The sequence below is a fragment of the Nocardia sp. bgisy134 genome (genome assembly GCF_965341865.1).
Taxonomy (GTDB): Bacteria; Actinomycetota; Actinomycetes; order Mycobacteriales; family Mycobacteriaceae; genus Nocardia.
The window spans coordinates 363,114-376,078 of sequence record NZ_CBDQZP010000001.1; the positions used below are offsets into that span (position 1 = coordinate 363,114).

At 68.9% G+C, this 12,965-nt stretch carries 12 protein-coding genes; 5 read left to right on the top strand and 7 right to left on the bottom strand.

Translation table 11 applies throughout. The annotated features are described in order from the left end of the window. The first annotated feature begins 46 nt into the window (after positions 1–46). From ACRWNM_RS01585 to ACRWNM_RS01595, 3 genes are all read left to right on the top strand, one after another. Positions 47–712, top strand: a complete 666-nt coding sequence (locus ACRWNM_RS01585; protein WP_067787453.1) for an ATP-dependent Clp protease proteolytic subunit — start codon at positions 47–49, stop codon at positions 710–712. A gap of 439 nt (positions 713–1,151) precedes the next feature. Further along, positions 1,152–2,432, top strand: coding sequence for an ATP-dependent Clp protease ATP-binding subunit ClpX (gene clpX / locus ACRWNM_RS01590; RefSeq protein ID WP_067787500.1), 1,281 nt, complete (start codon positions 1,152–1,154; stop codon positions 2,430–2,432). Positions 2,433–2,663: 231 nt separating this feature from the next. After that, the gene (locus tag ACRWNM_RS01595) at positions 2,664–3,068 is read left to right on the top strand and encodes an STAS domain-containing protein (RefSeq protein WP_431962665.1); all 405 of its coding nucleotides are present in this window, start codon (positions 2,664–2,666) and stop codon (positions 3,066–3,068) included. 64 nt (positions 3,069–3,132) lie between these two features. On the opposite strand, the gene ACRWNM_RS01600 is transcribed toward ACRWNM_RS01595, so the two are convergent. Together ACRWNM_RS01600 and ACRWNM_RS01605 are read right to left on the bottom strand one after the other, a co-directional pair. Continuing rightward, positions 3,133–3,510, bottom strand: a complete 378-nt coding sequence (locus ACRWNM_RS01600) for a nuclear transport factor 2 family protein (RefSeq protein ID WP_431962667.1) — start codon at positions 3,508–3,510, stop codon at positions 3,133–3,135. A gap of 296 nt (positions 3,511–3,806) precedes the next feature. Further along, on the bottom strand, positions 3,807–4,418 hold the full coding sequence (locus tag ACRWNM_RS01605; protein WP_431962669.1) for a dihydrofolate reductase family protein: 612 nt from the start codon (positions 4,416–4,418) through the stop codon (positions 3,807–3,809). A 183-nt stretch (positions 4,419–4,601) separates the two neighbouring features. Here ACRWNM_RS01605 and mihF point away from each other — a divergent pair, with 183 nt between their 5' ends. Then, positions 4,602–4,916, top strand: a complete 315-nt coding sequence (mihF, locus tag ACRWNM_RS01610) for an integration host factor, actinobacterial type (RefSeq protein WP_068062535.1) — start codon at positions 4,602–4,604, stop codon at positions 4,914–4,916. Between the two features lie 127 nt (positions 4,917–5,043). Here mihF and ACRWNM_RS01615 read toward each other — a convergent pair whose 3' ends face one another. The 4 genes from ACRWNM_RS01615 to ACRWNM_RS01630 form a co-directional block, all read right to left on the bottom strand. Beyond that, positions 5,044–5,580, bottom strand: a complete 537-nt coding sequence (locus tag ACRWNM_RS01615) for a hypothetical protein (protein ID WP_431962671.1) — start codon at positions 5,578–5,580, stop codon at positions 5,044–5,046. Between the two features lie 94 nt (positions 5,581–5,674). Continuing rightward, positions 5,675–6,511: a formate dehydrogenase accessory sulfurtransferase FdhD gene (fdhD, locus tag ACRWNM_RS01620; RefSeq protein WP_431962673.1), complete on the bottom strand. Its 837-nt coding sequence runs from the start codon at positions 6,509–6,511 to the stop codon at positions 5,675–5,677. Between the two features lie 316 nt (positions 6,512–6,827). Beyond that, on the bottom strand, positions 6,828–9,137 hold the full coding sequence (locus tag ACRWNM_RS01625; RefSeq protein ID WP_431962675.1) for an FdhF/YdeP family oxidoreductase: 2,310 nt from the start codon (positions 9,135–9,137) through the stop codon (positions 6,828–6,830). A gap of 151 nt (positions 9,138–9,288) precedes the next feature. Continuing rightward, a complete protein-coding gene (locus tag ACRWNM_RS01630) occupies positions 9,289–10,467 on the bottom strand; it encodes an FHA domain-containing protein (protein WP_431962677.1) in 1,179 nt (392 codons plus the stop codon). A 353-nt stretch (positions 10,468–10,820) separates the two neighbouring features. Here ACRWNM_RS01630 and ACRWNM_RS01635 point away from each other — a divergent pair, with 353 nt between their 5' ends. Beyond that, positions 10,821–11,348: a GNAT family N-acetyltransferase gene (locus ACRWNM_RS01635; protein ID WP_431962680.1), complete on the top strand. Its 528-nt coding sequence runs from the start codon at positions 10,821–10,823 to the stop codon at positions 11,346–11,348. A 69-nt stretch (positions 11,349–11,417) separates the two neighbouring features. Here ACRWNM_RS01635 and ACRWNM_RS01640 read toward each other — a convergent pair whose 3' ends face one another. Then, the gene (locus tag ACRWNM_RS01640; RefSeq protein ID WP_431962682.1) at positions 11,418–12,965 is read right to left on the bottom strand and encodes a glycerol-3-phosphate dehydrogenase/oxidase; all 1,548 of its coding nucleotides are present in this window, start codon (positions 12,963–12,965) and stop codon (positions 11,418–11,420) included.

The following is a 12,965-nucleotide window of genomic DNA, read 5'->3' on the forward strand; positions in this document are numbered from 1 at the left end:
GCGCCGTCAGTGAACCGTCGTTGAACACACAGACTTTGGAGACGAAATGGCTCTGATCGACCCACGCGCCGGCCTCTCCGGCATCGCGCCTGCCTCGCCGCAGTCGCGCTACATTCTGCCTTCGTTCATCGAGCACTCGAGCTTCGGTGTCAAGGAGTCCAACCCGTACAACAAGCTGTTCGAGGAGCGCATCATCTTCCTCGGCGTGCAGGTCGACGACGCCTCGGCGAACGACATCATGGCGCAGCTGCTGGTGCTGGAATCGCTGGATCCCGACCGCGACATCACGATGTACATCAACTCGCCGGGTGGTTCGTTCACCTCGCTGATGGCCATCTACGACACCATGCAGTACGTGCGCGCCGACGTGGCCACGGTCTGCCTCGGCCAGGCGGCCTCCGCCGCGGCCGTGCTGCTCGCCGCGGGCACCCCCGGCAAGCGTGCCTGCCTGCCCAACGCTCGCGTGCTGATCCACCAGCCTTCGCTGGAGGGCGGCATCCAGGGTCAGGTCTCGGACCTGGAGATCCAGGCCGCCGAGATCGAGCGCATGCGCCGCCTGATGGAGACCACGCTGGCGCGGCACACCGGCAAGGACGCGGACACCATCCGCAAGGACACCGACCGCGACAAGATCCTGACGGCCGAGGAGGCCAAGGAGTACGGGATCATCGACACGGTGTTCGACTACCGCAAGCTCAGCGCGCAGAAGTAAGACGCTCGCGGGCGGCGCCGAGTCCGGCGATCGCTCGCAAGTTGCTGTGCGTCAGGCGAATCCGGCCGGGCGGTGTGCCGACGGCACACCGCCCGGCCGCTTCCGCTACGGTGACATCGACCGTTCGCGAGGGTGGCGGACGGCGCGAACACCATGGCGGTCGGCCGGGCGTCGGGACCGGCCTCTCACGGGTGGAACGTGTGCCGAACGTGTTTCGATGTCGTGAGAACCCGCACAACCCCGGCGAGAAACATGCTCGAGTTGTCGACCTCCGTCGCGCACACCGGGTACGGTCAACCTAGGGACCTTTGCTCTCGGTTGACGGCAAGCTCGACCCGCCCGAATTACTCGAAGTGTTCGCGATTACACCCGAGTTCGGCGGATTGCTGGCAACCTGGACAGACGGTTGCACGCGGACAAGGAAGTAGGGACCCACGAGATGGCGCGCATCGGAGACGGCGGCGATCTGCTGAAGTGCTCGTTCTGTGGAAAGAGCCAGAAGCAGGTCAAGAAGCTCATTGCGGGACCTGGCGTGTACATCTGTGACGAGTGCATCGATCTATGCAACGAGATCATCGAGGAGGAACTCGCCGAGTCCAGCGAGGTCAAACTCGATGAGCTGCCGAAACCCGCCGAGATCCGTGAGTTCCTCGAGAACTACGTGATCGGGCAGGACACCGCCAAGCGCACCCTCGCCGTGGCCGTGTACAACCACTACAAGCGCATTCAGGCGGGGGACAAGGGCCGTGACAGCCGGGGCGAGACGGTCGAGCTGACCAAGTCGAACATTCTGATGCTCGGCCCCACCGGCTGCGGCAAGACCTACCTGGCGCAGACCCTCGCGAAGATGCTGAACGTGCCGTTCGCCATCGCGGACGCCACGGCGCTCACCGAGGCGGGCTACGTCGGCGAGGATGTCGAGAACATCCTGCTCAAGCTGATCCAGGCCGCCGACTACGACGTCAAGAGGGCCGAGACCGGCATCATCTACATCGACGAGGTGGACAAGATCGCCCGCAAGAGCGAGAACCCCTCGATCACCCGTGACGTCTCCGGCGAGGGCGTGCAGCAGGCGCTGCTGAAGATCCTGGAGGGCACCCAGGCCAGCGTGCCGCCGCAGGGCGGACGCAAGCACCCGCACCAGGAGTTCATCCAGATCGACACCACGAACGTGCTGTTCATCGTGGCGGGCGCGTTCGCGGGCCTGGAGAAGATCATCTCCGACCGCACCGGCCACCGCGGCATCGGCTTCGGCGCCGAGGTGCGCTCCAAGGCCGAGATCGACACCACCGATCACTTCGCGGAGGTGATGCCCGAGGATCTGATCAAGTTCGGTCTGATCCCGGAGTTCATCGGCCGCCTCCCCGTCGTCGCGTCGGTGACGAACCTGGACAAGGAATCCCTGGTCAAGATCCTGTCCGAGCCGAAGAACGCGCTGGTCAAGCAGTACATCCGGCTGTTCGAGATGGACGGCGTCGAGCTGGAGTTCACTCAGGACGCCCTGGAGGCGATCGCCGACCAGGCCATCCTGCGTGGCACCGGCGCTCGCGGTCTGCGCGCCATCATGGAGGAAGTCCTGCTGCCGGTGATGTACGACATTCCCAGCCGCGACGACGTCGCGAAGGTGGTCGTGAACGCCGATACGGTCAACGACAATGTGCTGCCGACCATCGTGCCGCGCAAACAGCAGCGTGCCGAGCGCCGGGAGAAGTCGGCGTAATTCCGAAGTCGCGATCCGGGCCCGTGGGAATTGTCCCCCGGGCCCGGATTTGTTTTCGAAATGTCCGAATTGTCGAGATTTGCTCGAAATTGTAGGTGTATCGGAGTCTTCGTTCGGGTACTCGAATCTCAGGGTTGAGTAGCCAGCCCAGCTCCGGGGCCTCGGGCGCCCGGCGCGAATACATCGCCCGGCGCGGGTTCAGCTGCCGGGTGCGACGGGACTGGGTTCCTCATGTCGACCATTCTTTCCACTCACTTCACCGAAGTCCGACCGCATCGTTCCGATCCCGCTGCGCGGGTGCGGGTTTCGATCACCTCCCCGAGCGACGAGATCACGCTGTGCGCCGTCGCGGGTGAGGTGGATCAATTCACCGTCGACGAGCTGCGTCGGCATCTGATCGGTGCGCTCGACACGGCCGCGCCTCGCGTGGTCGTCGATCTGTCCATGGTGTCGTTCTTCGGCGTCGCGGGCCTCCGGGTGCTGTTCGACGCACGTTCACGGATCGACCAGGCCGGCGGCAGGCTGCTCCTGGTCACCGGCCCGCCATGCGTGGACCGGCTGCTTCAGGTGGCTGCCGACGTCGTGGCCTTCGAGACGACGCACGTTCTGGCTGGTGCGCTGCTCGACGCCGCATAACCCTGGAGAAACCTCGACGCCGCCCGGGATGCGATTCCCGGGCGGCGTCGGCGGCGTGGACGGCTCAGATCGGCTCGCCGCGCATGTCGTCCTGGCTCCAGTAGGCGCGCATCTTGATGATCTTGCCCTGCTCGTCGAACTCCATCGTGTCGATCGGCGTGAGCGTGAAACGCTGATCGCCGACCATGGTGACGACGTCGAACATGAAGGCGGCGTGGTTGCCCGCGACCCGCACGGTGTCGGCGTGCAGCGCGGTCGACCGGTCCAGGTTGTCGAACACGGAGTAGAACTCGCGGATGGCGTCGTGGCCTTGGCGGACGGGGGTGCCCGCGGGATCCTCGACGGTCGCGTCCGGCGCGTAGAGCTCCACGATGGATTCCGTGGGCCCGGTGCCGACCAGCTTGACGTACTGCTCGACGACATCGCGAATCTGTTGTGTCATGTCAACCCCTGACGAATTGAAACGTGTTCCAATTCGGAGGCTAGCAGTCCATGCCCGCGCCGGATAGCCCGAAGGCCGTTCATCGGGACGCGGGTCGTTGTGCGGTTGTGTCTGCCTCGCCGGGACGCGGTGACGATTCGTCGTGGACGAATCGCGCCCGAGGTGGGGAGCGCCGTTGATCCCCCTGGTTCGCCATTGAACCTTGATCCCGTTGCGAAGGCTGCTGTATTTTCTTTCGCCGCCGTCACGCGATGTGTTACGTGGGTCACATTTTTTCGTTCGGTGGTGTGTGCCGGCTACTCGCCGAGGGTGCCGTATTCGGGGACGCCTGCGGCGCGGTAGGTGCCGATGTGGACGCCGGCCGGTGTCGTGCGCGAGTCGGTCAGGTGGAAGGCGGCGGGGCTGGATCCGGTCCGGAAGAGACGTTTGCCGGTGCCGAGGAGCACGGGGAAGGTCAGCAAGTACAGGGTGTCGACGAGGCCGGCGGCGAGCCGGGTGTGCGCGAGGCCGCCGCTGCCGTGGACCTGCAGTTCGCGGCCCGGGCGGGATTTGAGGTCGGCGACTTGCCGGACGAGGTCGTCCCGCAGCAGTTCGGTTCCCGTCCACTCGGCGCGCTCGAGGGTATGGGTGCCAACGTATTTCGGCAGCGCGTTGAGTTTCGAGGCGATCGGGTCGGCGGGGTCGTCGTGCTGTGGCCAGTATCCGGCGAAGATCTCGTAGGTCCGCCTGCCGAGCAGGAAGGCATCCGCGCGAGCGAACACCTCGCTGACGAATTGACCCCCTGCCTCGTCGAAGTACGGTGCGGTCCAGCCGCCGTGCGTGAAGCCGCCCTCGGTGTCCTCGTGCGGCCCGCCCGGCCCCTGGCAGACGCCGTCGATGGTGACGAACTGGGTGAGCGACAGTTCCATGGGCGGGCTTCCTTTCGTCCGTTTCGCGCACTTCGCGCGGGTTGTTCACCTGTTCTGACGACGACGCGCCAGAAAACTCATCGCAACATTTGACCGGTGTGTCGGCGGTCCGCCACCGGTGCCGTGCTGTTTACTCGGTGCGGTCAACCAGATGTTCGAGTGACGAGTGAAAGCGGAGGAGACATGGCACTGCCCACGATGACCGCCGAGCAGCGCACCGAGGCGTTGGCCAAAGCGGCTGCGGTGCGCAAAGCGCGCTCCGAACTGATCGGCAAGGTCAAGGCCGGCAAGGTGTCGGTCGCCGACCTGCTGAAGAAGGCGGAGTCGGATGATCTGGTGAAGAAGACCAAGGTCGCGGCGGTGATCAAGGCCCTGCCCGGCGTCGGTCCGGTGAAGGCCGCGAAGCTGATGGATCAGGCCGAGATCCCCGAGGACCGCCGCATCGGCGGCCTGGGCGCCCGGCAGCGCGAGGCGCTGCTCAAGGCTCTCGACGCCTGACGGCGTCGCAGCGACCTCGCTCGAGCCGGAGGCGCACGCCAGTACGCCCGAGGCGACCTACCCGGCCACGCGCCGACGGTCGCCCGGGCCCCTCGTGCGACGCCTCCGGCCAGGCACCTTCCGGGCCTCAGCGCATCGGACGGCGGCGCGGGAAGCGGAACTCGATGGGCCGGGGATCGGGCGCCTCCGGCCCACGCGGAGTCACCAGCAGACAGGCCGCGCCGAGCGCCAAGAGGGCCGCGGCGGCCAGCAGGCTCAGCGTGAAGCTGACGCCGCTCATCGCGTCCGGCTTGTGAAACGCGTGGTAGATCACATGCGGGGTGGCGAAGACGAGCCAGCCCAGCCCCGCGGCCTGCGCCAGCGCGCTGCCTCCGCGCCACAGCGCGAAGCCGCTCGCCGCAGCGAGGGCAAGGAAGAAGGCCCCGACGTCGCTGGCCAAGTGGTGGTTGTAGGGGCCGTCCACGGCGACCCACTGCATCCCGAATCCGGGGAAACTCGTATACCAGGAGTGCGGCGCGAGCACCGCCCACAGACCCACCACCGCGCCCTGGAAGGTCAGTATCCCCAACATGATTCGCACGGCCAGCCACCGGCGGCGGTGCTGCTCGAAACGCATCCGGACGCGCACGCCGCCGGACTTTCCTTCCACCGAGATCCGCATCATCGCTCCGTTCCTCGCCGGGGGGTGTTCGGGCGTGCAGTCACGGTAGAACGGACATCGAGTACCGGGCAATAGGCGTCGCGGCGGCGAGCCGACATCAGCTCGCGGGACGCGCCGCCGATCGCCGGTCCACGCGGTGCGCGCCGGCATAGATGTTCATGGTGTCGCCGCGCAGGAAGCCGACCAGGGTGAGACCGGATTCGTCCGCCAGGTCCACCGCCAGCGAGCTCGGGGCCGACACCGCTCCGAGCATCGGCACACCGGCCATCACCGCCTTCTGGACCAGCTCGAAGGACGCCCGCCCGCTCACGATGAGCACCAGATCGGACGCGGGGATCCGGTTTTCACGCAGGGCCCAGCCCAGCACCTTGTCCACCGCGTTGTGCCTGCCGATGTCCTCCCGCACCGCGAGCGCCGTCCCGTCGGCGGTGAACAAGCCCGCCGCGTGCAGGCCGCCGGTGGCGTCGAAGACCGATTGCCGCTCGCGCAGCGTCTCGGGCATGCCTGCGAGTACGGCCGAGTCGACGGCGGGCGTGTCGTCCGGGAGTGGATAACGGGTGTGGGCCCTGACCTCGTCGAGGGCGGTCTTGCCGCAGAGCCCGCACGAACTGGTGGTGAGGAAGTTGCGCGCGCGGGCGGGTACGGGGACACGCAGCTCGACGTCGAGCACGTTGTAGGTGTTGCGGCCGTCGGCGTCGGTGCCCGCGCAGTAGCGGGCGCTCACCATGTCATCGGCCGATTCGATGATGCTCTCGCTCAACAGGAATCCGTGCACCAGGTCGACATCGGCGCCGGGGGTGCGCATGGTGACGGTCAGCGACCGCCCGCCGAGCCGGATCTCCAGCGGCTCCTCCACTGCCAGGGTGTCGGGTCGCTGGATCTCTCCGGACGGGGACAGGCGCAGTGTGCGACGGCGCGCGGTCACCCGGCTCACGACGCAGCCTCGCTGCCGCTCGGCCGCGTCGTGCGCCGGGACGCGCTGTGCCTTTGGTTCACTCGCTGACGCTCCTTCACGACCCAGCCTCGCTGCCGCTCGGCCGCGTCGTGCGCCGGGACGCGCTGTGCCTTTGGTTCACTCGCTGACGCTCCTTCACGACCCAGCCTCGCTGCCGCTCGGCCGCGTCGTGCGCGGGGATGCGCTGTGCTTTCGGTTCACTCGCTGACGCTCCTTCACGACTCAACCTCGCTGGCGCTCGGCTGCGTCGCGCGCGGGGATGCGCTGTGCTTTCGATTCACTCGCTGACGCTCGCTCATGATTCGGCTCCGACGTGCACATGCCGCTCCAGCCGGATGGTCACCGCCTTGGAAACGGGCGTATTGGATCGCGCCGCGACGTGATCCAGCGGGACGAGTGCGTTGGTCTCGGGGTAGTACGCGGCGGCGTTGCCGCGCGGCGTCGGGTAGCCGACGACGCGGAAGGCTCGGACACGTCGCTCGATGCCGTCGGTCCACTCCGAGACCAGATCGACGAGATCGCCGTCGGCGAAGCCGAATTCGGCGATGTCGTCGGTGTTCACCAGGATCACCCGGCGTCCGCCGTGCACGCCGCGGTAACGGTCGTCGAGGCCGTAGATGGTGGTGTTGTATTGGTCGTGGCTGCGCAGTGTCTGGAGCACGAGCCTGCCCTCGGGTACCGGAACCCAGGTCAGCTCGTTCACCGCGAAATTGGCGCGGCCGGTGGCGGTGCGGAACTCGCGGCTGTCGCGCGGGGGATGTGGTAGCACGAAGCCGTTGCGCTGCCGGACTTTGGTGTTGTAATCGGCGCAACCGGGCACCACGCGCGCTATTGCGTCGCGAATCTTGTCGTAATCGCGCCGGTATCGCGCCCACGGCACCGGATGGTCCTCGCCGAACAGCGCGAGGGCCAGTTCGCAGACGATGGCGACCTCGCTGCGCAGCTGATCGCCGACGGGTTCGAGGCGGCCGGTGGACAGGTGCACCATCGACATCGAATCCTCCACCGACACATGCTGTTTCACGCCGCCCACGACGTCCTTGTCGGTGCGACCGAGGGTGGGCAGGATCAGCGCGGTGCGTCCGTGCACCACGTGGCTGCGGTTCAGCTTGGTCGAGACCTGCACGGTCAGTGCGCAATTGCGCAGCGCGGCCTCGGTGACCTCGGTGTCGGGCGTGGCCGAGACGAAGTTGCCGCCCATGCCGAAGAACACCTTGGCCCTGCCGTCGCGCATGGCGCGGATGGAATGCACTGTGTCCCATCCATGTTCGCGGGGGCTGGTGATGCCGAACTCGCGGTCGAGCGCGTCGAGGAAGGAGTCGGGCATCTTCTCCCAGATGCCCATGGTGCGGTCGCCCTGCACGTTGGAGTGCCCGCGCACCGGGCACACGCCCGCGCCCGGTTTGCCGATCATGCCGCGCAACAACAGCAGATTGGTCGCCTCCTCGATGGTGGCGACGCCGTGCGCCTGCTGGGTCAGACCCATCGCCCAGCAGATGATGGTGCTGCGCGATTCGGCGAGCAGGCGCGCGGTGCGCCCGAGTTCCGCCCTCGACAGTCCGGTCGCGGCTGCGACGACGTCGAGATCCACCGCGCGCGTGTGGCTTTCGTATTCGGCGAAGCCGGCGCAGTGCGCATCGACGAACGCGCGGTCCACGACGGTGCCCGGCGCTCGGTCCTCGGCCTCGAACAGCAGCTTGCCCAGACCTTGGAACAGGGCCATGTCGCCGCCGAGCCGGATCTGGAGGAAGTCGTCGGCGATCGCGACGCCCGTGGTGACGCCGCGCACGGTCTGCGGATCGCGGAAGCCGAGCAGACCCGTCTCCGGCAGCGGGTTGACCGCGACGACCCTGGCGCCGTTGGCCTTCGCGTCGGCGAGGGCGCTGAGCATGCGGGGATGGTTGGTGCCGGGATTCTGGCCCGCGACGATGATCAGATCGGCCTTGCCGAAGTCGTCGATCGAGACCGAGCCCTTACCGATGCCGATGGAGCCGATGAGCGCCGCGCCAGAGGATTCGTGGCACATGTTCGAGCAGTCCGGCAGATTGTTGGTGCCGTAGCTGCGGACCAGCAATTGGTAGAGGAACGCGGTCTCGTTGGCGGTGCGGCCCGAGGTGTAGAACACGGCCTCGTCGGGCGAGGCCAGCTCGCGCAGCTGATCGGCAATCACGCGGTACGCCTCGTCCCAGGAGAGGGGCGAGTAATGGGTGTCGCCCGGGCGCAGCACCATCGGATGGGTCAGCCTGCCCTGCTGGCCGAGCCAATATCCGGATTTCCCGGCGAGCTCGGCGACCGAGTGGGCGGCGAAGAACTCCGGCGTGACGGTGCGCAGCGTCGCCTCCTCGGCGACGGCCTTGGCGCCGTTCTCGCAGAACTCGGCGGGCCGCCGGTGCCCGGTGGGCTCCGGCCACGCGCAGCCGGGGCAGTCGAAGCCGTTGACCTGGTTGAGCCTGGTCAGCGTGCGCGCGGTGCGGACGACCCCCATCTCCTCGACCGAGCGTTTCAGCGCCACGGCCACGGCGGTGATGCCCGCTGCCTGCTCCTTGGGCGCGGTGACGGTCAGCGCGGATTCATCGATGTCCTCGGTGGGGCCCTGTCGATGCATGTCCTTATTGTCCTCTCCGCGCACTGACTGTCTCAGCAGGACTGCTGCCGCGCTCTTCGCATCGTAGGCCGCGGCGCGGGGCCCGGCATACCTCGTCGGGCCGGAATCGGCCGTCGCACCGCGGCAGCGCTGAGCAACGGCCGGGCGAGGCTCAGGAACGACGCGTTTGGGCGGTGGCCGGGTGGCGTTCGTCGGTGCGGTGGGTGAGCACCTTCTCGCCGATGCGGATGCGCCAGCCTGGCGGCAGCTCGACGGGGGCGGTGCCGATGCGCGTCCAGGTGTCGGTGCCCGGCCCCGCGACATAGGTGCCCGCGGGTGTGGACGCGTCGCGGACGAAGACCTTGCCCCGGTTCAGCGAGATGTAGGCGTGCACGCGGGAGACGTGCCGGTCCCTGGGCACCGACAGCGGGGACGCGATGGCGTTGCGCACCGAATCGTCGGTGGTGGGACTGCGGCCGATGACATACGGACGGTCGAGCGGGTAGGCGGTGTCCTCGAAGACCAGCGCCCCCGTCGGGGCTTCGGGCGAGCCCTTCGGCGGACGTGGCGGCGGGACGCGAACGCCGCGCGTGGCCGGATTCTTCTGCAACGCAACGGGTTCGGGTCGCGCGGAACCGAAGCCTGCGGTCTGGGACCAGGCGAGTGGCATCGCCCTGGTGCCGATGTCCTGCGGGTGAGCGGCGGACGGCCGACCGGATCCGGCGTTCGACTCGACGGGGGAGTCGGCGTCCTTTCGCGTGTCGTCGGAGTCGTCCGTCAACGCTTCGAAGCCCGCGGGCGCGGTCGCCGGTGGTTCGGCGGATCCGGGGTTCGCGGTGGCGGCGGCGCGTGGCGGAGTCTTCGGTGCGCTCGCCTTGCGCACGGCGACGCGCCATTCGAAGCCGCCGCCGGGCACGGCGCCCGCGCGGAGGTCGGTGCGGGGCAGCGGGGTGATCGGGGAGCCGGTGTCGGCGCCCACGGTGATCCGGCGCACCGGTTCGCGCACGATCTCGTCCACCCAGGTGAACGCCCGCGCGCCGGAGAGCCTGCGGGCGCCCTCCGCGCCGTGGATCTCGGCGGCGACCGGTCCGCGCAGCAGGATCACGGTGCCGTCGTCGGTCGGGGCGACCACGCCGAACGGCGGTGGCTCGGAGCCGCTGCCGAACACGACGGCGGCCAGCCGCTGGGCGATCGCGGCCCCGGGATGATCACCTTCGGCGACGGCCTCGATGGCGCCGAGGATCCGGTCGGTGGAAGCGGTTTCACCCGCGAGATACACCACCACCGCGCCGAAGCGTGCAATCAGACCATCGCCCGGCGCGATCCCTACGGTCGACGGGTTCTTGCGCACCCGCGCCTCCTTCCCGCGCACTACCGGCGTCCAGCATAGAGGCTCGCACAGGACGTGACGGGGCGGATCGGAACAGCAACAGGCCGCGGGGACCCGCCCGACCGGTCGCTCCGGCCGTGGAATCCGCAGGGCAGCGCGGAGAGTCGGGCGAGGTCGGCTGTCCGGTCCTCGCCCGGCGGATCGGTCGGCCGTGATCGAGCCGACTTCGCGGTCGTCCGGTGTTCTCGGGCTCTCCGCTGTCGTCCCGATCACGTGACGTCGCCTGCCCGGGTGTGCGTCTCATGGAGAGTGATCTCCTCGATGATCTGGAAATCCCCGCGACTTTCGCCCGGTGATCCGGCAATACTCCTGGCATGCCCTCCATCAGACCGGCGACCGAGGCCGACCTGCCCGTTCTGCGGGACATCGAGCGGGCGGCCGGAAAACCGTTCGCCGACATCGGTATGACCGCCGTCGCTGACGACGAGCCGCCGACGCTCGCCACGCTGCGCGAATTCCAGCAGGACGGGCGGGCCTGGGTCGCGACCGACGTTGTCGACCGGCCGATCGCCTATCTCGTCCTCGGCCTCGTCGACGGCAACGCGCACGTCGATCAGGTGTCGGTCGATCCGGAGTACGCCGGGCAACGCCTGGGCAAGCGGCTCATCGACCGCGCCGTCCACTGGGCGCGGGCCAACGGAGTGCTCACCATCACCCTGACCACGTTCGTCGAGGTGGCGTGGAACGGCCCGTACTACGAGCGCCTCGGCTTCCGGTACCTGACGGCCGCCGAGGAGACGCCGGGCCTGCGCGCCCTGCGCACCGCCGAAGCCGAGCACGGACTCGACCGCTGGCCCCGCGCTTGCATGCGCGCCGAACTCGATACGTGGGTCTTCGACTGACGTCGCGGACGCTCGGCCTGTCCCGCGCAGCCCGGAATACACGATGAGCGCGGAGCCGATCGCCGTCGATCAGATCGTGGCGAGCGCCGTGGTGGCCGCGGGCAGAGCTGCGGCGCGGTCCTCCGGAACCAGGCCGATGCGGGTGCGCCGATCGAGCAGGTCGTCGACGTGCAGTGCGCCCTCGTGCGAGAGGGCGAAGGCGAATTCGGCTCCGATGACGTCCATCCCGGGGGCGACCGGCTCGCGCAGGGCCGGGTCGAGGGCGGCGAGGGCGGCGACGGCGGGCGCTTCGCTGCCGTAGCGTTCCACCAGCAGCGGGGCGGCGGCGAGGCGATCTCGTGACGCACCGGAGACCGCGCCGACCAGCGGCAGACGTTTGGTCGGGCAGGGCGCCGCGTCGAGGCGGGCATGGCGCACCGCCGCGTCGACGACGTCCTCGGCCATCCGGCGGTACGTGGTGAGCTTGCCGCCGACGATCGTGATCACGCCGGTCGGCGAGGTCAGCACCGCGTGCCGGCGGGAGATGTCGGCGGTGCTGCCGTCGCCGGTCTTCAGCAGCGGACGCAGGCCCGCGTATCGGCCGCGAATATCGGCGTGGGTCAACGGTTCTCGCAACACGGTGTTGATGGTGTCGAGCAGGAAATCCACCTCGGCCTCGGTGGGCTGCGGTTCGTCGGGCACCGGGCCCGGCGCGTCTTCGTCGGTCAAGCCGAGGTACACCCGCCCGTGCGCGGCGGGGAAGGCGAAGACGAACCGGCTGGTGCTGCCGGGCACCGGCACCGTCAGCGAGGCGCTCAGACCGCCGAACGACTCGGCCGAGAACACCAGGTGGGTGCCCCGGCTCGGACGCAGCTCGATGCTCGAGTCGACCTGATCGGCCCACACGCCGGTGGCGTTGACGACCGCGCGAGCCCGCACGGAAAGCGTCTCGCCGGAAAGGGTGTCGCGCAGCGTGGCCGAATCCCCGGTCACGTCGAGGGCTTCCACCCTGGTGAGGATGGTGGCGCCCTGGGCGGCCGCGGTGCGAGCCAGCGCGACGACGAGCCGCGCGTCGTCCACCAGTTGCCCGTCCCAGGCCTGGAGCCCACCGCGCAGACCCGCCCTGCGCACGGTCGGAGCCAAGCGCAGCGCCTCCGCGGTGGCGACCCGTCGCGACCGCGGCAGGGTCGCGGCCGGGGTGCCCGCGCCGCGCCGCAAGGCATCGCCCGCCACGAAGCCCGCGCGGATCAATGCCTGTTGCGCCGCACCGATATTCGGCAGCAGGGGCACCAGCTGTGGCAACGGACGCACCAGATGCGGTGCGGTGGCGCCGATCAGGATGCCGCGCTCGACCGCGCTCTCGTGCGCGATCCCGATCCGGCCGCCCGCCAGATATCGCAGACCGCCGTGCACCAGCTTCGAACTCCACCGGCTGGTGCCGAACGCCAGGTCGTGCCGTTCCACCAGCACGGTGCGCAGTCCGCGCGCGGCGGCGTCCAGCGCGGCGCCCGCGCCGGTGACGCCGCCGCCGATCACCAGCACGTCGATCTCGCCGCCGTCGCCGAGGGCGCGCAGCTCGCGCGCGCGGCGCTCGGCATCGAGCGCGGAATCCCCTCGGGTCGCCGGATTGTCGGTCAT